Annotated in this window: 15 protein-coding genes; 2 read left to right on the top strand and 13 right to left on the bottom strand. The window is 70.8% G+C overall.

The features are described 5' to 3' along the window. Window positions 1–7 precede the first annotated feature (7 nt). The 13 genes from ACQEU1_RS39205 to ACQEU1_RS39145 all read right to left on the bottom strand — a co-directional run bounded on the left by ACQEU1_RS39205 (window position 8) and on the right by ACQEU1_RS39145 (window position 20,994). The gene (locus ACQEU1_RS39205; RefSeq protein ID WP_433213872.1) at window positions 8–9,343 is read right to left on the bottom strand and encodes an amino acid adenylation domain-containing protein; all 9,336 of its coding nucleotides are present in this window, start codon (window positions 9,341–9,343) and stop codon (window positions 8–10) included. Window positions 9,344–9,541: 198 nt separating this feature from the next. Beyond that, on the bottom strand, window positions 9,542–11,059 hold the full coding sequence (locus ACQEU1_RS39200) for a glycosyltransferase family 39 protein (protein WP_433213869.1): 1,518 nt from the start codon (window positions 11,057–11,059) through the stop codon (window positions 9,542–9,544). Then, window positions 11,056–11,349 (bottom strand): DUF1330 domain-containing protein, encoded by a 294-nt coding sequence (locus ACQEU1_RS39195; protein WP_433213866.1) that lies wholly within the window; start codon window positions 11,347–11,349, stop codon window positions 11,056–11,058. Before ACQEU1_RS39195 ends, ACQEU1_RS39200 begins: the two co-directional genes overlap by 4 nt. After that, a complete protein-coding gene (locus ACQEU1_RS39190; protein WP_433213863.1) occupies window positions 11,349–12,344 on the bottom strand; it encodes an ornithine cyclodeaminase family protein in 996 nt (331 codons plus the stop codon). Before ACQEU1_RS39190 ends, ACQEU1_RS39195 begins: the two co-directional genes overlap by 1 nt. A gap of 3 nt (window positions 12,345–12,347) precedes the next feature. After that, window positions 12,348–12,998 (bottom strand): hypothetical protein, encoded by a 651-nt coding sequence (locus ACQEU1_RS39185; RefSeq protein ID WP_433213860.1) that lies wholly within the window; start codon window positions 12,996–12,998, stop codon window positions 12,348–12,350. Continuing rightward, window positions 12,995–13,948: a branched-chain amino acid transaminase gene (locus tag ACQEU1_RS39180; RefSeq protein WP_433213858.1), complete on the bottom strand. Its 954-nt coding sequence runs from the start codon at window positions 13,946–13,948 to the stop codon at window positions 12,995–12,997. The genes ACQEU1_RS39185 and ACQEU1_RS39180 overlap by 4 nt, the downstream gene beginning before the upstream one ends. Next, on the bottom strand, window positions 13,945–15,363 hold the full coding sequence (locus tag ACQEU1_RS39175) for a phenylacetate--CoA ligase family protein (protein WP_433213855.1): 1,419 nt from the start codon (window positions 15,361–15,363) through the stop codon (window positions 13,945–13,947). The genes ACQEU1_RS39180 and ACQEU1_RS39175 overlap by 4 nt, the downstream gene beginning before the upstream one ends. A gap of 10 nt (window positions 15,364–15,373) precedes the next feature. Continuing rightward, window positions 15,374–15,691 carry a Dabb family protein gene (locus ACQEU1_RS39170; RefSeq protein ID WP_433213852.1) on the bottom strand — a complete coding sequence of 106 codons (318 nt, stop codon included), beginning with the start codon at window positions 15,689–15,691 and terminating at the stop codon, window positions 15,374–15,376. Then, entirely contained in the window at window positions 15,691–16,719 is a 1,029-nt protein-coding gene (gene gntD / locus ACQEU1_RS39165; protein WP_433213849.1) for a guanitoxin biosynthesis L-enduracididine beta-hydroxylase GntD, read from the bottom strand. The genes ACQEU1_RS39170 and gntD overlap by 1 nt, the downstream gene beginning before the upstream one ends. Window positions 16,720–16,818: 99 nt before the next feature. Beyond that, a complete protein-coding gene (locus ACQEU1_RS39160; RefSeq protein WP_433213847.1) occupies window positions 16,819–17,031 on the bottom strand; it encodes an MbtH family protein in 213 nt (70 codons plus the stop codon). Next, entirely contained in the window at window positions 17,028–17,948 is a 921-nt protein-coding gene (locus tag ACQEU1_RS39155) for an ArsR/SmtB family transcription factor (protein ID WP_433213844.1), read from the bottom strand. The genes ACQEU1_RS39160 and ACQEU1_RS39155 overlap by 4 nt, the downstream gene beginning before the upstream one ends. A gap of 322 nt (window positions 17,949–18,270) precedes the next feature. Further along, window positions 18,271–20,211: an FtsX-like permease family protein gene (locus ACQEU1_RS39150; protein ID WP_433213840.1), complete on the bottom strand. Its 1,941-nt coding sequence runs from the start codon at window positions 20,209–20,211 to the stop codon at window positions 18,271–18,273. A 3-nt stretch (window positions 20,212–20,214) separates the two neighbouring features. After that, entirely contained in the window at window positions 20,215–20,994 is a 780-nt protein-coding gene (locus tag ACQEU1_RS39145; protein ID WP_433213837.1) for an ABC transporter ATP-binding protein, read from the bottom strand. 211 nt (window positions 20,995–21,205) lie between these two features. Between ACQEU1_RS39145 and ACQEU1_RS39140 the strand changes: the two genes are divergently transcribed. Beyond that, window positions 21,206–22,528 (top strand): sensor histidine kinase, encoded by a 1,323-nt coding sequence (locus ACQEU1_RS39140; RefSeq protein WP_433213834.1) that lies wholly within the window; start codon window positions 21,206–21,208, stop codon window positions 22,526–22,528. Next, complete coding sequence (locus tag ACQEU1_RS39135; protein WP_433213831.1) at window positions 22,513–23,190, top strand: response regulator transcription factor; 678 nt, start codon at window positions 22,513–22,515, stop codon at window positions 23,188–23,190. The genes ACQEU1_RS39140 and ACQEU1_RS39135 overlap by 16 nt, the downstream gene beginning before the upstream one ends. The last annotated feature ends 94 nt before the right edge of the window (window positions 23,191–23,284 follow it).

Genomic DNA, 23,284 nt, shown 5'->3' with positions numbered 1-23,284 from the left:
TCCATGTCTACAGGGCCCCGAGCTCGGCTTCCAGACCGGCGAGGACCTTGTCCTGCACCAGTTCCGAGAGCGCGTCGATGGCGGGGGCGTCGAAGAACTCGCGCGGTGACATCTCGATGCCGAACGCCAGCCGGACCCGGGAGGTCAGCTTCAGCACGGAGATCGAGTCACCACCCAGTTCGAAGAAGCTGTCACCGGTGCCGACCTTCTCGAGACCGAGGACGTCGGCGTAGATGCCGGCGAGCAGCTCCTGGGTCGGGTCGGCGGGCGCCAGGTACGACACCGCGGTCGCGTCGGCGCGTCCGGGCGCGGGCAGGGCTCTGCGGTCGACCTTGCCGGTCGGCCCGAGCGGCATGGTCTCCAGCACCACGATCTGCGCGGGGACCATGAAGTCGGGCAACTGGGCGGCCAGGTCCGCCCGCAGGTCCGAGTCGATCGTCCGCCCGGCAGGGGACACGTAGCCGATGAGCTTCTTGCGGTCCCCTTCTCCCACCACGAGAACCACGGCCTCGGCGACCTCGGGATGGCGCAGCAGGGCGTTCTCCACCTCGGCGGGCTCGACCCGGTAACCGCGGATCTTGACCTGATCGTCGGCCCTGCCCGCGAACTCCAGCCAGCCGGGTTCGGTCCAGCGCACCAGGTCGCCGGTGCGGTACAGCCGGGATCCCGCCGGTTCGAAGGGGTTCGCCACGAACCTCTCCGCGGTGAGGTCAGGCCGGTCCACGTAGCCGCGACCCAGGCCCGCGCCGCCGATGTACAGCTCGCCGGTCACGCCCGGCGGAACCGGGGACAGGTCGGGGTCGAGCACGTACAGCTTCGCGTTCGGCACCGGCGGCCCCAGCGGGACCGTGCGGTAGGTGGCGTCCGGTTCGGCCTGGAACAACGTGACCGACAACGCGGTCTCGCTGGGACCGTAGATGTTGACCAGGCGCATCCGCCTGGACCACCGGTCGGCGAGGTCCTTGGGCAGCACGTCACCGCCGACGCCCACCGCCGCGAGATCCGGCAGGGTCGCCGGGTCGAGCAACGGCAGCACCGCGGGCGGCAGGGTCAGCGCGGTGATCCCGCGATCGCGCAGCTGGCCCGCCAGGTCGTCCACCTGCCCCTGGTCGTCCAGGGTGGCCATGACGAGGGTGGCGCCGGACGCCAGCGTCATGAAGACGTCCCAGACCCCGCCGTCGAAGCTCATCGTGTAGAACTGCAGCTTCCGGCTGCCGGGCCGCAGGCCGTAGTGCTCGATGCCGGACAGGATCACGTTGACCAGCGACCGGTGTTCGATCAGCACGCCCTTGGGCCTGCCGGTGGAGCCCGACGTGTAGACCACGTACGCCAGATCGCGGTGGCTCGCTCCCGCCACGCGGGGCGCGGTCCTGCCGCGCCGCGACACCTCGGACCGGATCCGTTCCACCGCGATCACCTCGCCCGCGCCGCCCGCGAACGCGTCCAGGAGCCGTTCCTGGGTGAGCAGCAGCGGTGGCCGGGTCTCGGCCAGCATCTGGGTGAGCCGCGCCGCCGGGAACCTCGGGTCGAGCGGCACGTACCCGGCACCCGCCTTGAGCACCGCGAGGATCGCGACGACCAGTTCCAGGTTCCGGTCCAGCGCGATGCCGACGAGGCTGTCGCGCCGGACACCGCGGGCGATCAGGTAGCGGGCCAGTTGGTTGGCGCGGACGTCCAGTTCCCCGTAGGTGAGCACCTGATCGCCGTCCTCGACGGCGACGGCGTGCGGATCCCGCCGCGCCTGCTCGGCGATGAGTTCGTCCATCCTGCGGTCCACCGAGTACGCGGACTCGGTGGCGGTCCAGTCGTGCACGGTCCGCCGGTACTCGCCGGGGCTGATCAGCCGCAGCTCCCGCACGGAGGTGACCTCGGACTCCGCGATCGAGGCCAGCACCCTGCCGAGGCGGTCCGCGAACTCCCGCGCGGTGTCCTCGGTGAACAGCTCCGGGTCGTAGCGCAGCGACAACCTCAGCCCGTCGCCGGGGTAGACGACCAGCGCGAGCGGATAGCCGGAGACCTCGGTGGCCGTGACCTCGATCAGCTCCAGCCCGTTGGCGGCGGCCGCGTCGTGGTCGACCGGGTAGTTCTCGAAGACCACGACGCTGTCGAACAGCGAGGTGTCCGCGGGCAGACCGCTGCACGCGTGGGCCTCGGCGAGCGAGATCCAGCCGTACTCGCGGGCGGCGACCTGCGCCCGCTGGATCCCGGCCAGCCACGACACCAGGTCCGCTCCGCCGTCGACGGCCACCCGCACGGGCAGGGTGTTGATCATCGGGCCGACGATCTTGTCCGCGTCCAGCAGGTCGGCGGGGCGCCCGGAGACCGTGGCCCCGAAGACCACGTCGCGTTCCCCGCCGTAGCGCGACAACAGCAGTGCCCACGCACCCTGGACCAGGGTGTTCAGGGTGAGCCGGTGCTGACGTGCCCACGTGACCAGACCTTCGGCGTCCACACCGACCTCGACCGTGGCGGTGGAGGCGGAGCGGTGCCCGGTGGAAGGCGCGATGTCGAAGGGCAGCGCGGTGGGCGCGGTGAGCCCCGCGAGTTCCGCGGTCCAGAACTCGCGCACGGCCCGCTCGTCGCAGTCTCGCAACCAGCGCACGAAGTCCGCGAACGGCCGGCGCGGGGCGGGCCGGGTGACCTGCCTGCCGGTGAGCAGGGCGTACCTGACGAACACCTCGCCCAGCACCTGGTAGGCGCTCGTGCCGTCCATCACGAGGTGATGGACCGTCCACAACAGACGGATCCGGCTGTCGGTGAGCCGGATCAGGGTGACCCTGGCGGCCGGTGCGACGGTGAGGTCCAGCCCGGCGATCCGGTCGGCCTCGCGCAGCGCGGCGAGCTCCTGTTCCCGCTCGCCCGCGCCGAGGTCTCGCCAGTCGAGGTGGACGACCGGCAGCTCGACGTCGCGGTGCACCAGCTGCACCGGGCCTTCGAGGCCCTCCCACACGATCCGGGTGCGCAGCACGGTGGCGTTGTGCGCCGCGTCCTGCCAGGCGGCGGCGAACAGCTCGGGCCGGGTGACGCCCTCCAGCACGGCCTCGAACTGCCCCAGGTAGACGCCGGACTTCGTGTCCATCAGGGAGTCGAAGAGGATGCCGTTCTGCGCGGGCGTGAGCTGGTGGATGTCCGCGATGGCACGGCCGTCGCCCACGAGCCTGTCCAGAGTGGACTGGTCGAGCGCCGCCAGCGGGAAGTCCGACGGCGTGCGGCCACCGGCCTCCGGGGTCCGGCAGTGCGCGATGATCTCGCGCAGACGGGCCGAGAACGACTCCGCGAAGCTCCTGACCTCCGCTTCCGCGTGCCGTCCCGCGGAGTAGACCACCTCGAACGAGAGCTGCTCACCGGAGACCACGCCGACCACGTCGATCTCGTGCATCCGCCTGTCCCGCCGCGCCTGCACGAGCTCGACCTGCGACAGCCGCTGGACCAGCGCGTAGCCGCCCGCACCCGCGTCCCACTGGCCCAGGTAGTTGAACGACAGGCTCGGCCGCACGTCCGGCACCCGGTCCGCCGCACCCAGGTAGCGCAGGGCGCCGTAACCGATGCCGTGCCGCGGCACGGCGCGCAGCTGTTCCTTCACCGACTTGATCCGGTCGGCGAGCGCGGGTGCCCGCACGTCCAGTTCCACCGGGTAGTAGCTGGTGAACCAACCGACGGTGCGGCTGAGGCTGACGCCGTCGAACAGGTCCTCCTCGCGGCCGTGTCCCTCCAGCGCGATCAGGGCGCGGTCGTCGCCCGTCCACGAGGTGAACGCGGTGCCGAGCGCCGTGAGCAGCACATCGCTGATCTCGGTGCGGTACAGGGCAGGCACCTCGTACAGCAGCGCGTCGGTGTCGTCCGCGCTCAGCGTGACGGTGACGGTCCTGGTGGAATCCACTGTGGACTCCTGCGTGGCCGCGCGGCCGGCGATTCCGGACCAGTGACCGATCTCGTCGTCGAAGAGCCCGTTGCCTGCCGCCTCCCGCAGGCGGCCCGACCAGTCGGCGAAGCCGGTGGTCCGCACTCCCAGCGAGATCGGCTGGCCGGCCTTGGCCTGCTGGTAGGCACGTTCGAGGTCCTCGACGAGGATGCGCCAGGACAGGCCGTCGACGACCAGGTGATGAGCGACCAGCAGCAGCCGGGCGTCCGCACCGAGCAGCGCGGCGCGGAACAGCGGCCCGTTCGCCAGGTCCGTGGTGGCGCTGATCCGCGCCGCCGCCTCGGCCGCCTCCCCCGCCAGCACCGGCAGTGCGGCGGGAGCGGCCCCGGCGTCCGCCAGGACCTGCACGAGACGGCCGTCCCCGCGGGTGAAGCGCAGTCGCAGCGCCTCGTGGTGGTCCACGAGGGCGTGGACGGCGGCGGCCAGGGCGGCGGTGTCGACGTCCTCGGCCAGGTCCGCGACCACGTACTGGCTGAAGTCGCCCGGCGTGGTGAACCGTTCGAACAGCAGCTCCTGCACCGGGCTGAGCGGTGCGGGCCCGTCCGCGGCCGGGGAGTCCTCAGTGGACTCTTCGGTCTCGACGTGCCTGCCGAGCTCGGCGATGGTCTGCCAGCGGAAGAGATCCCTGGACCGCACGACGAGCCCCGCCCGCCTGGCCTTGGCCGCCACCTGCAGCGCGACGATCGAGTCACCGCCGAGAGCGAAGAAGTTGTCGTGCACGCCGACCAGTTCGACCCCGGTGAGCTCCGACCAGATCTCCGCGAGCGCCGTCTCCACCGGGCCGGCGGGCGCCACGTGGTCGGCCGCCGCCTGCTGGTCCGCGACGTCGGGAAGGGCCTTGACGTCGACCTTGTCCCGCGCGGTGAGGGGGAAGGCGTCGAGCACGGCGATCGCCGAGGGCACCATGTAGGGCGGCAGGACCCGGCCGAGCGCGGCGATCAGCCTCGCCGGTTCGGGGTGGTGGCCCTCGGCCGTGGTCACGTAGCCGACCAGGCGCTTGCGGCCGCTGTCGTCCTCGCGCACGATCACGACGGCCTCGTCGATCTCGGGCAGGCTGAGCAGCGCCGCCTCGATCTCGCCTAGCTCGACGCGGTAGCCGCGAACCTTCACCTGGCCGTCCACCCGGCCGAGGATCTCCAGGTTCCCGTCGCCGAGCCGCCGCACCAGGTCGCCGGTGCGGTACAACCGTCCACCCGGGACGGTTCCCAGGTGGTCGGCGACGAACCGTTCCGCGGTCAGGTCGGGGCGGTTCAGGTAGCCGCGCGCCAGGCCGGCGCCACCGAGGTAGAGCTCACCGGGCACGCCGGCGGGCAACGGACGGCCCCACTCGTCGAGCACGTGCGCGGTGATGTTCCCCAGCGGGCCGCCGATCGAGGGACGGCCGGAGTGCTCTGGCCGCATCTCGGCACCGGTGGCGAGGACGGTGGACTCGGTCGGTCCGTAGTGGTTCATCACCTGGACGCCGAAGTCCCCGCGGAGCCGGGCGCGGACCATGTCGCCCCCGGTGATGACGAGGCGCAGCGGACCGTCCCGGTCCTCCAGCTCGCGCAGCACGCCCTCGAGCCGTCCCGCCACCACGACCGACAGGGTGACCCGCTGGTCCACCAGCCAGCCGACGAGGTCGTGCGGATCGTCGAGCACGTCCGCGGGGGCGACGGCGACGCCCGCGCCCGCCATGAGGTTGCACCAGACCTCGAGCGCGACCGCGTCGAACGCGGTGGTGCCGATCTGCGAACCCCGGTCGGCGCTGGTGACCTGGTAGGTCTCCCGGTACCAGGTGATCAGGTTGACCAGGCTGCGGTGTTCGATCATCACGCCCTTGGGGCGGCCGGTCGACCCGGACGTGTGCACGACGTACGCCAGGTTCCCGGCGGTCACCGCGGTCACCGGCGCCGTGGCGGGCAGAGCGGCGAGAACGTCGTCGAGCTCCTCGAAGAACACTGGTTCGGCGGTCAGCTCCGGCAGCCGGGCGACGAGGTGCCGCCGGCTCAGCACCACCGGCGCACCGGTGTCGGCGGCGACGTAGCCCAGCCGGTCCGCCGGGTCGTTCGGGTCGACGGCGGCGTACGGCGATCCGGCCTTCATGGCGGCGAGCGCGCCGACCACGAACTCCGGTCCGCGGTCGGCGCAGATCAGCACCGGGACGTCCGGCCCGGCCCCCAGCGCGACCAGGTGGTGGGCCAGCCGGTTGGTGCGCTCGTCGAGCTCGCGGTAGGTCCAGCTCCGCGCGCCGAACGTCAGCGCGACCACGTCCGGGGTCTCGGCCGCCACCCCGGCGAAGAGAGCGTGGGCGGTCAGCTCGGCGGGCACCTCGCTCGCGGTGTCGTTCCACCGCCGCAGCAGCAGGTCCCACTCGTCATCGCCCAGCGGCAGGTCGCGGACCGGCTGCCCCGGATCGTCCACGAAGGACTCCAGCAGCGCGGTGAGCCTGCCTCCGATCCTGGCGATGGTGTCCTGGTCGAAGAGGTCGGTGTTGTACTGGATCTCCGCGTCCAGACCGCCCTCGCGTTCGGTGAAGTCGAAGGCGATGTCGAACATCACGGCCCGCAGCGGAACGGGGAGCAGCTCCGCCGCGAGACCTTCGAGCTCCGGCAGCCGGAAGCGGGTGTTCTGCAACACCACCACGGCCTGGACCAGCGGGGTCGTGCCGGCCTCTCGGTCAGGGGCGAGGCGGTCGACGAGCTGGTCGAACGGCACCTGCTGGTGGTTGAAGGCGGACAGCACCGTCTCACGCACGTGGTCCAGGTCGGCGGCGACGGACAGCAGCGGGTCGATCGGCGTGCGCAGCGGCACGGTGTTGATGAAGTTGCCGATGAGCGACTCGGTGACGGCGTGGTCCCGACCGGCCACCGCGGTGCCGAGGGCGAAGTCCTGCTGGCCGGAGCGGTGCGACAGCAGCAACCGGACGGCGGCGACCAGCACCACGAACAGCGTCGCGTTCCGGTCGGCGGCCAGGTCGCCGAGTCGTGCGGTGAGGCCGGCGGGCAACGTCCAGCGGTGGGCGGCGCCCGCGGTGGTGCGGATCGCGGGACGCGGCCGGTCGGTGGGCAGCCGCAACGCGGGCAGGTCGGCGAGCCGGTCCGCCCAGTAGGCGTGCTGGTCCGCCAGGGCCTCTTCGGTGCGGGTGCGGCGTTCCCAGCCCGCGTAGTCGGCGAACCGGACCTCCGGCGCGGCGGGGTGCACCGGCCGGCCGTTGCGGACGTCGTTGTAGCAGGCGGAGAGCTCCTCGGTCAGCAGGCCGAGCGACCAGCCGTCCACGGCGATGTGGTGGGCGTTGATCAGCAACACCTGCTCGCCGGGATCGAGCGCGATCAGCAGGAACCGGATCAGCGGCCCGGTGCGCAGGTCGAACGGCGTGCTCAGTTCGACGTCCACGACCTCCTCCAGGCAGCCGGACGGGGAACCGCTGAGGTCCACGGCCGTCACGTCCACAGTGGACGGTGGCAGGATCACCTGGACCGGTTCGCCCTGGCCGTCCTCGAAGACCGTGCGCAGCGGCTCGTGCCGGGCGACCAGGGCCGTGGCGGCGGTCCGCAGCGCGTCGAGGTCCAGGTCGCCGGTCAGCCGCACGGCGAGCGGCACGGCGAACTCCAGCGAGTCCGGGTCCAGCTGCTGCTGCAACCAGAACCGGCGTTGCGTGGTGGACAGCGGCATCCGGTCACCGGTGCTGACGGCGATCACGTCCGGCGCGGCTCCCGCGGGCTCGCCGAGCAGCAGGGCCAGCTCCGCGACAGTGCGGTGCTCGAAGACCGTCCTGGCCGGGAGGTCGATCCCGAACCGGGCACGGATCTGCCTGGCCAGCCGCATCGCGCTCAACGAGTGGCCGCCCAGGCGGAAGAAGTCGTCGTCGGCCCCGATCACCGGTTCGCCGACGACCTCGCCGAAGATCGCGGCCAACGCCTCCTCGACCGCTCCCGCCGGTGCCCGGTACCCCTCGGTGAGGCGATCCTGCCTCCCCGGCTCCGGCAGGGCGTTGCGGTCCAGCTTGCCGCTCATGGTCAGCGGCAGCTCCTCGACCAGGACGTACGCGACCGGCACCAGGTGCTCCGGCAACCGTTGTGCGAGATGAGCCCGCACCGCCGTGCGGTCGAGGTCCGCGCCGGTGACCAGGTAGGCGATCAGCTGCTGGTCGCGGGCGATGACGGCGGCGTCGGCGACACCGCCGACGTCGCGCAGGGCCAGCTCGATCTCGGAGAGCTCCACCCGGAAGCCGCGGATCTTGACCTGGTGGTCGACCCGGCCGAGGTAGTCGATCCTGCCGTCGGGCAGCACCCTCGCGAGGTCGCCGGTGCGGTAAAGGCGTTCTCCCCCAACGGCGAACGGTGAGGCGACGAACCGTTCGGCGGTGAGGTCCGGACGGCGGTGGTAGCCGCGGGCGAGCTGACGGCCGCCGAGGTACAGCTCGCCGATCTCGCCGGACGGCACCTCGCCCAGCCGGTCGTCGAGGACGTGGACGGTGATGTCGCTGACCGGGAGGCCGATCGGCACGGTGGGTTCTCCGGCGACGGTGTCCGCGTAGGTCACGTGGATCGTGCCTTCGGTGGGGCCGTACAGGTCGTGCAGGCCGATGTCGAAGATCTCGAAGAACTGGTCGCGCACGTCGGCGGGCAGCGCCTCGCCACTGGTGAAGACCGCCCGCAGGGTTACGCACCCGGCCACGTCGGGATGCGAGAGGAAGGCCGTCAGCATGGACGCCACGAAGTGCACGACGGTGATCCCGCGGTCCTGGACGAGCCGCACCAGGTAGTCGGTGTCGCGGTGGCCGCCGGGCTTGGCCAGCACCAGCGTCGCGCCGCCGAACAACGGCCAGAAGATCTCCCACACGGAGACGTCGAAGCTCATCGGCGTCTTCTGCAGGACGCGGTCTCCCGGGCGGATGGGGTACTGGTCCTGCGTCCAGACCATGTTGCGCAGCACCGCGTCCCTGGCGACCTGCACGCCCTTCGGCGTTCCGGTGGAACCCGAGGTGTAGATCGTGTAGGCCAGGTTCTCCTGGTGTGTCACGACTTCCTGGAACGGCAGGTCGTCCCGCTGCCCGAGCTCGATCACGCGGGCCCCGGTATCGGGCAGGCGGTGCAGCAGGTGCGGCTGGGCCACGACGATCGGCGCGGCGGTGTCGGTGATCAGGAAGGCGATCCGCTGCGCCGGGTAGTCCGGGTCCAGGGGCACGTAGGCGGCGCCGGACTTGAACACGCCGAGCAGCGCCACGATCATCTCCGGGCCGCGTTCGGCGAAGACGCCGACGACGACCTCCGGGCCGGCACCGCGTGCGGCCAGCTCCGCGGCCAGGTGGGTCGCGCGGGCGTCGAGCTGGGCGTAGGTCAGCGACCCCGATTCGGACTCCACCGCGATCGCGTCCGGCGACCGCCGCACCTGTCGCGCGAACGCCTCGTACAGGCCGCGCGCATGTTGCTCAACCACCCCAGAACCCCCTTGTGTGGCGCGAAGAAGAAGTGCGCCGAGAACAACAGCACCCGTTCGAGGGCAATACTTCAGGTGCGCGGCCGGTGCGGCCAGTTCCTTTACACGCAGGTGAAACAGCGCGGCCAGGGGCTTGGGACGACATGCGAAACGGCGCCCCACCACGTCGTGGTGAGGCGCCGTCCGGGAGAACCTGGCTCAGTAACCTCCCAGTCTGCGCAGAGCAGGCCACCACTGCTGCCAGGACTGGGTCCTGCCGCGGCAGACCAGGATCTCGCGCCCCTGTTCCTTGCTGGCCTCCAGCCCGACACCGTTGTCGTACCTGGCGGCGACGTCGCACTGCCGCCAGCCGGCGAACGTGTCCCGGCTCAGCCCGACGGCGATGACGACGTCCGCCGACTCCGGCGGTGGCCCCCAGTTGTGCAGCTCGTTGTGCCCGCTGTAGACGGCAGGCAGGCCGTGCTCCTTCCCGTACAGGTGCAGGGCTCCTGCCTCGCCGAAGTTCTCGGTGAGGACGACGGCGCGGTTCCGCTCCCCCGCGGGGAGTCCTTTGTAGACATCGCCGACCTGCCGCGCCATCGCGGGCCAGCCGACTGTCTCCACGGAGAGGCTGGCGACCGGGTACCGCGCGAACACCTCCTCCGGCAGCACCGGCATCGCCAGCAGGAACTGCGGCGCGGCGAGCAGCCCGACGAGGCCGAACAGCACGGCGGGCCGCCAGCGGGCACGGGTCATCCACCGATCCGCCACCACGGCACCCGCGGCGACGAGCGCGAGCAGGAAACCCGCGGTGTAGTCGGCACGACCGCCCTGGACCAGCAGCACGAGCGCCAGGGCCACCAGGAAGGCGGGCGCCAGCGACCGGACCGGGCGCCAGGACGTCCACCGGAACAGGCCGACGACGCCGCTGATCCACACCGGCACGACCGCGGGCCCGAGCATGACGATCATGTTGGTGAGGAACAGCGAACGGTTCTCCGCGCCCTCCTCACGGCCCAGCGCCTCGGCCATCTCGAACTGCGGCCAGCCGTGGGTGACCTGGTAGAGCAGGCTGGGCAGGCCGATCACCAGGCCCAGAGCCATGCCCAGGTACAACCGCCTGTCCCGGAACGCGGACCGGGGGCCCAGCAGCGCGATCGAGGCCAGCCACACCACCGGCAGCAGCAGGACCATGTACTTGACGTACAGGCCGAGCCCGCAGGTGATGCCGGCGTGGATCCACCACTTCCCGTCGCCGCGCAGCAACGCCCGCAGCGTGAACAGGACGACGGCGCACCAGACGACCATGTCCGCGCTCGTGGTGAGCAGGAAGTGGCCGACGCCCCAGCCGAACGGTGAGCTCGCCACCGCGATCAGGGCCAGGAGCTGGGCCCTGCGCCCGCCACCGAGCTCCGCGACGATCGCGGCCAGCAGCACCAGCACCGCCGCGCCGCAGAGCAGGGCGGGCACTCGGATGCCCCAGGCGGAGTCACCGAAGACGACGGAGCCGAACTTGGCCAGCAGCGGGAGCGCGGCCGGCTGGTCGGTGTAGCCCCAGCCCGGCCGGTCGCCCAGCATCCGGAAGTACAGCTCGTCCGCGGACAGGCCGTAGCCCCCGAGGAACACGGCCTGGATCGCCGAGACGACCGCCACGACGATCCCGGCCGGACGCCAGGCGATCGGCGCCCTGGCCTCGGTCCGGCCCGGCGCGGCGGAGACGTCCGCCTGCACTGTCATCCCTCTTCACCTTCGAACAGGACCAGTTCCAGGTCCACTCCGGCCCGCACCGCGACGAGCTCCTGGTACTCCGGCGACCGGTACCACCGGCGAGCGTGCTCGGCGCTGGGGAACTCCAGCACCGAGACGTGACCGGGCACCCAGTCCCCTTCGAGGACGTCGACTTCCGCGCCCCGCAGGAAGAAGCGGCCGCCGTAGGGCTCCAAAGTGGACGCTGCACGGCGGCGGTACTCGGCGAGGCCCTCCGGGTTGCGCACCGCGACGATGTTGCCGAGGACGAGCGCGGGCATCAGTGATCACCCGTCTCGAGCTGGTAGGCCACCCGGACGCCGGTGCCGGACTCGGTGGCCGCGCGCACGGTGAGGAACCCGGCGACCACGTCCTGCGCGGCCATGCCGAGGGACTTGAACAGGGTGATCTGCCCGGCCGACGACCGGCCGGGATGCCTGCCCAGCAGCACGTCACCGACCTCGGTGACCTGGTCGGCGCTGAGCAGGCCCTCGGCGATCGGCGCACCCACGTCGGTGGACTCGGCGAGCGCCGACTCCCTGCTGTCCACGAACACCGAGGCCCGCGCCACCGCCTCGGACGGCAGCTCGCGCGCGTCCCTCGTGGACGCGCCGATCGCGTTGACGTGCACGCCCTCTGCCAGGTCCGCGGCGTCCAGCACCGGTTCCTTGCTGGAGGTGGTGGTGCAGACGAGGTCGGCGCCGCGCACGGCCTCCGCCGCGGAACCGGTGACCTCCACATCGATCCCGAGCTGGCCGGCCGCGTGCTTGGCCAGCAGCTCGGCCCGGTCCTTCGAGCGGCTGTACACCCGCACCCGGCGGAGCTCCCGCACCAGGTGCATGGCCTCCAGGTGGCTGCGAGCCTGCACACCCGCGCCGATGATCGCGAGGTCACCGGCGTCCGGACGGGCCAGCGCCCTGGTGGCGGCCGCCGAGACGGCGGCGGTCCGGATGCCGGTCAGCGCGGAACCGTCCAAAGTGGCCAATGGGTAGCCGGTCTCCGGATCGAACACGACGACGACCCCGACGTGGGACGGCAGCCCGCGGGCCGCGTTGTCCGGCTTCAGCATGATCGCCTTGAGACCGAAGCCGTGGCCCGCGACGTGGCTCGGCATGCTCGCGAAGATCTCGCTGCCCGACGGCGGGCGCAGGATCGACCGCAGCGGCTGGGTCACCACGCCCTCGCTGTAGCGGCGCAACGCGTCCGCCATCGCCGGAATGGCGTCGGACATGGCGAGCGCCTTGCGCACGGCGGCACCGTCCAGGATCAACAACATCGTTCAGCCCTCTCCTTCCGCGGTCTGGCCGGACAGTCCGGCGAGGCCGCCCCCACCGGCCACGAACACCGACCAGACCATCCGGATCGGCCGGGTCGCGGAGATGAACTCGAGGCCGTGGTTCCGCGCGGCCACCTCGGTGGTCAGCGCCAGGTCCACGGCACGGTTGCGGACGGCCTGCGCGGCGGCGCTGGTGGAGGCCATCACCTCGATGTCGCCGACGCTCAGGCCCGCCGGCATCAGCTGGTGGATCAACGGCACCGGCGACCGGTGGCTCGCGATCGTGGGTCGCGCGGGGATGTCGTGCACGCCGGGGCGGCGGGCGAGGCCGTACAGCGGGGTGTCCATGATGAACACCGAGGCCAAGGACAACCGCAGGTCCATGTAGAACTCGTGCGCGTCCCGGTAGGCGTTGGCCACCACGAAGTGGCTGACGTGCCCGTCGCGGACGGCGTCGGCGCCGCGTTCGTAGGAGTTGAACAGCCGCACCACGGGCGGTCCCTCACCGAGTTCGCGCCACAGCAGCCCGGCGGCCTGCTCGCTGCTGGTCCCGGCGGGTCCCAGGGTGCCGATGGAGGCCAGCCGGACCGCCGGGGCGGTGCTGACCGACATCCACCCCAGTGCCTGGGTCTCGTTCGTCGTCATCGTCGTCATCGCAGTGCCTCCGCCAGCGCAACGGTGGTGAGCCAGCCGCGGGTGTCGGGTCGCCGCCCGCGGATGGTCTGGTCGTAGGTCTCGCGCAGCGCGGTGCCCACCGGACCCGGCTCGCCGGCGCCGACCGGACGGCCGGCGACCTCGATCACGGGGCTGACCCCGCAGCCGGTGCCGGTGAGGAAGACCTCCTCCGCCTGCAGGAGATCGGTGCTGTCCAGCTCCGCCTCGACCCGGTCGATCCCGAGGTCCGCGGCGAGGGTCAGCACCGTGTCGCGGGTGATGCCGGGCAGCCGGTCCCCGGTCGCGGGCGGGGTGACCAGCAGGCCGTCCCGCACCACGAACACGTTGGCGGTGGTCGCTTCCGCGACCAGTCCGCGCTCGTCGAGCAGGATCGCGTCGTCGAACCCCGCGCAGCGCGCCTCGTCGAGGGCGAGCGCGTTGTTCACGTACCCTCCGGTGATCTTGGCCCGCACCGGGATCGCCGACCTGGCCGGTCGTCGCCACGAGCTGATCAGGCACCGGAGGCCGGCCGGGGGCTGGTAGTCACCGAGCCGGGAGACCACGATCGACAGCGCGCCGGACACCCCGGTGAGACCGACGCCTGGCCGGGTGCCCGGCTGCAGGCCGAGCTTGTACGCCAGCGGCCGCAGGTAGACGTCCGCGGTGAAACCGTTGCGCCGGAGCAACTCCACGACGATCTCCGTCGCCAGCTCGCGCGTCACCCCGGTGTCGACGCGCAACAGCCGTGCCCCGGCCAGCAGCCGGTCCAGGTGATCACCCAACCGGAAGACCGCGAGGTCGCCGGAGTCCAGCGGGTGGGCCCGGATGCCTTCGAACACACCGGTTCCGTAGTGCAGACCCTGCGTCGTCAACGGCAGGTGCGCGGCTCTGGCGTCGACGAACTCGCCGCGGTGGTAGGCCACCGGCCCCAGTTCGGGAGTGGCGCTCACGCCGTCCTCCGCGACGCGATCTCCTGAGCCGCCACCGACTCGGCGCCGACGAGGTTCCGGCGGTCGACGACCCGCGCGGCCTTCCAGCTGACCATGGCGCCGGTGGCGGTGACGTTGCCCGGTTCGCCGAAGCTCACCGTGAGCCGGGCACCGAGGCGCTCGGAGCACGCCAGGGCGGCCGCGGCCAGGCCGGGGTCCTCCGCGGTGAGGGTGCGCGGCTGGAACAGCACGTGCAGCCGGTCCCGGCCGTCCTCGCGGTCGATGGTGATCTGGTAGTCGACGAACCCGTGCACGTGCTGCAGCAGCAGCTCTTCCAGGTCGTAGCCGGAGATCAGGTGACCGTTGAGGTCCAGCTGGTCGCGAACGCGGCCGAGGATCTCCAGGCGCGGCGCGGGAACCGTGGCGTCCTGCGCGGGCGGCCGTTCCCGGACGAGGTCGCCGGTGCGGTAGCGGACCAGGGGCTTCACCCCCTGGTAGAGGTTGGTGACCACGAGCTCGCCCCTGCGGATCCCGTCGGCGTCCGGCTGCGCCGGCGCGAGGGTCTCCGGGTCGACCACCTCGTAGTAGTTGATCAGCGGCGCCTGGTACAGCACGCCGTCGGCGCCGGCCGCGGCCAGGATCGAGGCCTCCTGGGAGGCGTACAGGCAGTTGTAGGCCTTGGCTCCCCACAGGTCGCCGATGACGCGCAAGAGGCTCGGCGACACCAGCTCGCCGGTCATCATCAGCGTTCGGAGCTCGAAGTCCTCCGCAGGGTCGAGTCCTTCACGCAACGCGGCCTTGGCCAGGGAGAGGGCCATGCCGGGCGTGCAGAACAGACCGGTGATCGGCAGCAGCCGCATCACCTCGAGCGCCCGCGGGAAGCCGATCACCGGGGAGTGCGGCCACATCTTGGCGACCGCGAGGCCGAGGTTGCGGCACACGTCGCCGAACGTGTCGCCGGTGGCGTGCAGCTCGCTCGGGCCGGAGACTCCGATGACCTGGTCGTCACCGAACTGCCGGAACACCGTTTCGTAGTAAGCGGTGAGCACGGCGTTGTTGTGCAACGTGTCGACGTTGTCGCGCGGGCACGGGGTCGCCGCGCCGGTGGTCCCGGTGGTCTCGTAGAAGATCCACGCGTCGCTGACCTTCCCGGACAGCACGTCGAACTGCTCGCGGCGCAGATCTTCCTTGGTGGTGAACGGGATGTGCGCGATCGAGCCGGCGTCCAGCCCTGCGATCGCCGCCGGGTCCACATCGGACAGGTGGCGCCGGTAGAACGGCGAACGTTCGCGGGTGTAGGCGATGGTGTCGCGGAACGCGGCCAGCTGGTGTGCGCGCAGCCGGTCCGCGTTCCAGTCACCGGCCAGGTAACCGGCGAAGTCGCCGGCCAGCCGCGTGGTCAACCCGGCCAGTTCCGGGTGGAAGACGGTGTACAAGGATCCCCCATCACACGTCGTGGTCTGAGCTCACGGGTTCTTCGAGGTCGGCGATCACCCACGTGCTGATCTCCCGCCACAACCCGGCAGATCTCCGGTGGAAGTCGTTCGTCAGGTAGCGCTGCAGGTCCGCCTCGTCCCGGACCAGGCCCATCACCACGAAGTCGTAGGCGATGTCCCTGGTGGACACGTTGCGCCCGGTGCGCCACTCCAGCAGTTCCGGCACGTGCGCGCCGACCTGCTGCGAGGACCGTTCCGCGGCGACGACGCGCTGGTCGTCCCACGAGTAGCCGGCTTTGAACTTGAACAGGACGATGTGCCGGATCATCAGTAGATGACCCTGGACGCGGCGGTCAGCCGGGCGTGCCGCGACTTGCGCAGGTCCCTGGTGATGTTGAGGCGGCGCAGCCAGCGGTCGGTGCCGTCGTAGCGGGCCTTGAACGGCTTGCGGCCGTGCACCATCCGGTAGTTGTCGATGAACAGGACGTCGCCGGGCCGCAGCACGACCCCGCTCATCGCCTCGTCGATCGCCCTGCCGATCTTGTCGAGGTCGGCCTGCTCCCGTTCGCCGTGGACGCCCTTCATGTAGTGCGGGTCCAGGCAGACGTACGGGTCGTCCTCGGCGCCGAACAGCACCGGAACGGGTTGCGGGCTGGCGAGCGCGCTCTCCACCCGGTCGCGGCTCCGCGCGAGCAACCGGCCCAGCCTGGGGTCGGCGAGCTCGTCCTCCGCCCACGCCTGCGGCCGGTGCGAGTCGTCGGGGAGGATGAAGTACCGCTCGTCGAACAGGCTCGCCCTGGTCTCCTCGTCCAGCTTGACGTCCGTGATGTCCGCGGCGGTGGTCTCCACGCCGTCCGGGTTGCGCAGGCACATCAGGCCGAGGTAGTCGGCGCGCAGCGGGTGGAACGCGTCCTCGGTGTGCCAGACGAGCGGCTGCTCGGAGCCCCAGCCGATCTGGTCGTCCCGGAAGTCCCTGATCGGGAAGACGTCGTGCATGAGCAGGCCGTCCTGCTGCGTGCCCCAGCCGACCGGCTCGCCGAGCAGACTGCCGACGAGGTAGAACATCAGGTCGTACCGGGTGGTGGCGGTGGGGTCGGGCTTGTCGCGCCAGTCGGCCGGAGTCTGCCCGAGCGCCGAGTCGTCCACCGGGAAGCCGGAGAGGACGAAGCTGCCGGAGGCCTCGGTGGTGCGGTAGTCGACGATGGCGCGGCGCAGTCGCCGCGGCAGCTCCTGGGCGTGGACGAGGGCTTCGGCGTGGAAGCGCTCGTCCTCGACGGTGGCGTAGCGCGGCACGAGATCGTCCACCACGCCTCGCACGTCCGCGACCTCTGTTTCGGTCAGCTCGAACCTGAGCACGACATCCCCCTGTTTTGAGCGAAGATTCCCGGCAACGAAAACAGGTCGAGCCTGGCACGGTGTTCTGCCTGGCTCGACCTGTTTAGCCGGAGGGTCAAGTTACTCGGTCATCGCCTTGACGAGGCTGGCCGGGCGCAGATCTGTCCAATTCTCGGAAACGTAGGCCAACGCCGTGACGCGGTCGGTCACCTCGTGCACCACCGTCCACCCCGCCGGGACGCCGATGAAATCGGGCCACAGGCTGTGCTGGCCTTCCGAGTTGATCAGCACCAGGAACCGGCCGTCCGGGTCGTCAAAAGGATTGGTGGTCATGACGCGAACCTTTCTGAGCGCATCAGAGGCAGGCCCTCCCGCTTGCGCAGGAGGGCCTGTCCGAGAGATGTGAGTGTGTGCAGTGCTGTGTTGCGGTTGCGCGCTGTGGTGATGAGACCGGCCTTGCGCAACACTGTCGCGTGCTTGCTGGCACCCGCCAGCGAAATTCCCAGTCGCTCAGAAAGCACGCTGGTCGTGCAGCTTTCGGTGAGCACCCGCAGAGCCGCCGCCCGCGTGGTTCCCACCAACGCGCTCAGCGCCTGCTCGCCGGCGTCCCACGTGTCGTTCAAGCCGTCCACACCGACTTCCGCGGCACCTACCGAGAAAGCGATCGCGGTCATGCCGCTCTCCTTCTCGTTCTCGATCAGCGCGTGCCGGCGGGCCTGCAGGAAGATCGCCGGGCTCAGCAGCAGACCCCGGCCGTTCAGGTGGATGTCGCGATCGGCGGCGTCGGCGATCTCCAGCACCGGAGCGTTCCAGTAGAACCGGGGGTGCAGGGACCCGAGCAGGCCTTCCACCCCGCTGCTGATCGCGATGCGCGCCTGGACCTCGCGCTCGAGCTCGAGCCGGTCGCGCAGCTGTCCCCAGGAGGGCAGCACGGCGTTGCGGCAGAACTCGAACACGGTCGACGCGATCTGCTGCGCGCCGCGGCCACCCGCGGCCACGTCCGCCGCGGTACGCCGGTTGAGCATCCAGAGCAGGTCAGGAATCGGTTGGTACTCCTGACCGAACTGCTGCATCTCGACCAGCCGGTCGCCCAGTTTCTGCTGGAAGTGCTTGCGCAGTTCGTGCACGAGATGACTGCGTTGACCCGCCAGCAGATCCAGCGCGAATATGCTTTCCGCGACCGGCCCCAAACCCGCTGTCATACGTGTTCGCGCCAGATCGTCAGCCGTAAAATGAATGCGCAGAACCACAGCGCCCCCCAACGTGTGTAAAACCAATGAGCCGTTGAGGGACTACGGGCGAGTAGCCAAGGTCAATGCCCCCCGGACCCTCAAGGCTCCTTCCCCGACAAGAACGCTAGCACAAGCCCCAGAACGCGTACCGCGATATCGCGCACGCGCAACTCAGACGGACGGAATACCAACGACCGTAGCGATATTCGACATTTTCAGCCAATGCGGTTTCCTCCTGGGTTAATGGTCCTCCGTTCGGGCGTGAGCGTACCGCCAGATGGGCGGTCGGCGATGCGCTTCGGGGGGATAGCACATGCCGACCGCCGCCCGCCGGTTGGATTTATTCCTTCGTTGTGACCAGGGACACAGGCCGTTCCTTCGTGGCGATAGCGGCGGTGATTGCGCTTGTCGTCGCAACGACGCCAACCGACCCAATAGCGACAATTGTCAAAAGTGTCCACGGAACGTAAACGACGGTCGTACCGATCGCCTTGTGCACGGCGCCGCCGATGCCGATCAGGCCCGCCCCGGCCACCAGGCACCCGAGCACCAGTCCGATGACCGCCACCCCGATGCCCTCGACCACGGCCGTGCGCACCACCTGGGGCTGGGTCAGCCCGGTCACCCTGGAGACGGCGAACTCGCGGCGGCGTTCGGTGCCGGCGATGACCACCGAGTTCACGACGGCCATCAGCGCGTAGAGCCCGGCGAGGCCCATCAGCACGGTCAGGATCTTGACGTTGCCGTCCTGGGCGTTCTCCGCGCGGGCGGTCGCCCACTCGGACACCGGCTGGACCTGCGCGAAGCCCGCCTTCTCGATCCGTTCGGCGACCGCGTCCGGGTCCTGGCCCTGCGCGACCTGGACGACGGTCTCGGTGGGCGCGGCGGCCCACACCTCCTTGGGCAGGGCCTGGCGCGGGACCAGGAAGCTGTCCCCCATCTCGAGCGTCTCCGGCATGCCGCCGACCACCGTCAGCTGCAGCGGTTGCCCGCCCGCCTCGGCCGGCAGCACCTGGCCGGGGGCGATCCGGTCGGCGTTGCGGGCCGGGCCGGTGAACACGGTGTTGCCGGTCAGCGCCGCGAGGTCGCCCCTCGCCGGGGGCAAGGTGTGCGTGCGCGCGTAGTCGGCCGCGTCCACCGCGACGATCCCCGTGTAGAAGTTCCTCGTGATCACCCGCTTGTTCTGCGTCTTCTCCGTGGTGATCGTGATGTCCACAGCGTTCTGCCGCGAGGCGACGGCCACGCCCTCGATGCCCGGCAGCCGTTCCGCCTCCTCGCCGGTGGACGTCACCACGAGGTGGGCGTTCACGGACCGCTTCGCCTCCTCGCCACCCGCGGCGGAGAGCGAGCCGAAGGTGCCTGCCAGTCCCAGCAGCAACGCGACCAGCACGATCAGCGGGGACGCGGTGGCCGCGCTGCGCCGGACGCCGTCCCTCATGTTGGCCTGCGCCAGGCCGACCAGGGTGCTGCCGGGCACGAGGACCCCGAACAGCCAGGCCATGAACGGGACCACCAGCGGGCTCAGCATGCTCATGGCGACCGCGCCGAACATGGAGATGCCGAGCGCCGCCATCATCGCGCCGATCAGGTTGGCGCCCTGCGCCCACATCACCATGGCGATCGTGCAGAAGGCGAAGGACAGGCCGACGAACCACCGCGACAGGGTCATCACCCTGGCCGCCTTGCCCGTCTCCCGCAACGCCTCCAGCGGCAGGATCTTCGCTGCCCGCAGCGAGGCGGTGAACACGCCGGCGAGGGCCACGCAGACACCGATGATCCCGGAGACGACCACGGCCCACAGGTGCCACGGAGCGGTGAACCCCTCCGGCAGCAGGCCGATCTCGACGAGCAGCCAGGTCTGCGCGTACTTCGCGATCAGCCCGAACGGCACCCCCAGCGCGGACCCGACCACGCCGAGCAGCAGGGACTCCGACAGCAGGAGCGCGCGCAGCTGGGTGCGGCTTCCGCCGGTGAGGCGCAGCAGGGCGAGGTCGCGGCGACGCTGAGCGACGGTGAAGCTGAACGTGGAGCTCACGATGAAGACCGCGAGGAACATGGCGAGGAACGCGGTCATGCCCATGACCGTGGCGGCGGCCACGAACCCCTCGCGGATCTTGTCCTCCGCCTGCCGGGACGTCCCCGGCGGGATCTGGGGTTCGCCGGTGGCCGCCAGCACCAGCATCGAAGCCTGCACGAGTGCGACACCGACGCCCACGCTGAGGATGGCGCCGATGAACAGCTCCCACCGTTCGCGGAACGTGCTGAACGACATCTGGAACATGGCTCAGCTCTCCAGCCGGGCGAGCCGCTCGGCGACGTCGTGGATGGTCGGCATGTCCACGCGGTCCACGATCTGACCGTCGGCCAGGAAGACCACCGTGTCGGCGCTGGCCGCGACCGCGGGGTCGTGGGTCACCATGACGATGCTCTGCCCCACGGTCTGCACCATGGTGCGCAGCAGTTCGAGGACCACCTTCGCGGAGTGCGAGTCCAGCGCACCGGTGGGTTCGTCGGCGAACAGGACGGCGGGGCGGGAGATCATCGCGCGGGCGATGGCGACCCGCTGCTGCTGGCCACCGGAGAGCTCACGCGGCTTGTGACTGGCGCGGTCGGCGAGCCCGACGCTGGCCAGGGTCTCGCGGACGTCCCTCTTGGACACCCGCACCCCGGCGAGCTTCGAGGGGAACGCGACGTTCTGCTCGGCGGTCAGCGAGCTGATCAGGTTGAAGCTCTGGAACACGAAGCCGATCGTGCGCCGGCGCAGCTCCGTGAGCTGGCTGTCCTGCGCCCTGGTGATGTCGCGGCCCGCGAGCAGGACGCGTCCGCTGGTGACCTGGTCCAGTCCGGCGGCGCAGTGCAGGAGGGTGGACTTGCCGGAACCCGAGGGGCCCATGATGGCGGTCCAGGTCCCGGCCGGGCACCTCAGGCTGACGTTGTCCAACGCGGCCACGCCGGTGTTCCTGGCTCCGTACTGCCGCGTCACCTGGTGCAGTTCCACCGCCGAGTGACCGCCGCTCGGCACCCCCTGCCGATGACCGGCGGCGAGGTGCTGATTCCAAGACATGAAAACCCCCGTCTGCGGTGACAGGACAACCGGTCGCGCGGTTGTCGCGGGCACCCCTCGCCCGTCACCCGTGTTCTTCGACTACCAACAGTTGCAACCCAACCGCACCGCGCACGAGGAGTCACTGTCCTTAACTCCCGAGTTACGGGTATAGAAACCTCTACCGGCAACCGGTCCATCGCCGATGTCGATGTTGACTACGGTGGGCGTTGTGTCCGTACGCAACGCACGCACGATCTGGGAGTCGATGGCGCACAGCCGTTTCCTCCTGAGCAGCTGGCCGTGGCGCGGCCTGGCGTACGTGCTGAGCACCCCGGTCGTGTCGGCCCTGGTCAGCGTCCCGGTCACCGTGTTGTGCCTGCCCTGGCTGTACCTGGTCTTCCGGTTCATCGGGCCCACGCCGATCACCCTCGGTGAGATAGTGCTGGTGGGGCTGGGTGGTCTGCTCCTGGTCGTGGCGGGCGGTCCGCTGGCCGCCCTGCCCGTGGCCCAGGTCGAACGGCTGCGGTTGCGACTGGTCCAGGCGGATCCGGTGCCGGTGCCGCACAGCGCCAGGGGCGGCGGCTGGATCGGCTGGTTGCACCGCCGGTACACCCGGCCGGAGACCTGGCGGGAGGTCGCCTACCTGGTCGTCGTGTCCCTGGCGGCGCTGCCGTGCGCCGCGCTGTTCCTGACCTTGCTGATGGTCGGCTCACTGATCATCAGCCCGTTCGTGGTCCAGCCGGACGCTCCGCTGGCGCTCGGTCTCGGTCGGGTGAGCACGGTGTCCGAGGCGCTGCCGTACGCGCTGCTGGGGCTGGGGCTGTTCCCGTTGGCGCTGTACCTGATCTCCGGACTGGCCGGCCTGCACGGTGCGGCTGCCAGGAGGCTGCTGTCGGGCGTTGCCGACGAACGTCTGCGGATCGAGCTGGTCGAGATCGCGCAGTCACGCGAACGCCTGGTCAACGCCTTCGAGGCGGAACGGCGCCGGATCGAGCGCGACCTGCACGACGGCGCGCAGCAACGCCTCGTCAGCCTGATCCTCCAGCTGGGCCTCGCCAAGGTGGAGATGCCGCCGGACTCCCCCGGCACCGAGTCCGTGACCAACGCCCACGAGCAGGCCAAGCAACTGCTCGTCGAACTGCGCGAGTTCATCCACGGCATCCATCCGCAGGCGTTGTCGGACCTGGGTCTGCCCGCCGCGTTGCAGGAACTGGCCGACCGTTCCGCGACACCGGTGACCGTCGACTGCGCCATCCCCGAACGCCCGCCGGGCACGGTGGAGAGCGCGGGCTACTTCGTCGTCGCCGAGGCGTTGAGCAACTCGGGCAAGCACAGCGGTGCCACCGAGATCCAGGTCTCCGCGAAGGTCCGCCGGAACGTCCTGACGGTGGAGATCACCGACAACGGCCGCGGCGGTGCCGACGCCGGCCGCGGTACCGGTCTCACCGGCCTGGCCGACCGCGCCGCGGCCATCGGCGGCACCCTGTCCCTGTCCAGCCCGATCGGCGGGCCCACCACCGTACGAGCGGAGTTCCCATGCAGCCCCAAGTGATCCGGACCGTCCTGGCCGAGGACGGCGCGCTGCTGAGGGAGGGACTCTCCGCCCTGCTCGACCGGTTCGGGTTCCAGGTGGTGGCGGCCGTGGGCGACGCGGAAGCGCTGGTCGCCGCCGTCACCGAGCACGACCCCGACCTGGTGGTCACCGACATCCGCATGCCACCGAGCTTCTCCGACGAAGGCCTGCGGGCGACGGTGCGCCTGCGCCAGGATCGCCCGGAGCTGCGGGTGGTGGTGCTGAGCCAGTTCGTGGAGGCCGGCTACGCCTCCGACCTGCTGGACTCCGGCGGCGGTGTCGGTGTGGGCTACCTGCTCAAGGACAGGGTCGGCGACGTGCGGGAGTTCATCTCCGTGCTGCACCGGGTGGCGGCAGGCGAAACGGTCGTCGACCCCCAGGTCGTCCGCACGCTGCTCAAGCGCAGCAGCACTCCGCTCGCGACCCTGTCGAACCGGGAGCTGGAGGTCCTCGGCCTGGTGGCGGAGGGCTACTCCAACGCGGCCATCGCCGAGAAGCTCGTGGTCTCCGAGGCCGCGGTGAACAAGCACGTCGGGAACATCTTCGCCAAGCTCGGATTCACCCCTGGCGACGATCGCAACCGCCGGGTGCTGGCCACGCTGACCTACCTGCGTGACGGCGCCCAGCTGAACCGCCCCTGACCGGACCAGCTCGTCCGCCTGCCGGTGCCAGCCCCGGTGCGGCGTCTCTACGGAAAGTAGAGAGGCCGCGTCCCTTCGGCCTCGTCCGTCATCC

Origin of the sequence: Lentzea sp. CA-135723 (assembly GCF_050936595.1) — a bacterium.
GTDB lineage: Bacteria > Actinomycetota > Actinomycetes > Mycobacteriales > Pseudonocardiaceae > Lentzea.
The sequence above is the reverse complement of the archived record's forward strand: the minus strand, read 5'-3'. Positions and strand labels throughout refer to the sequence as shown.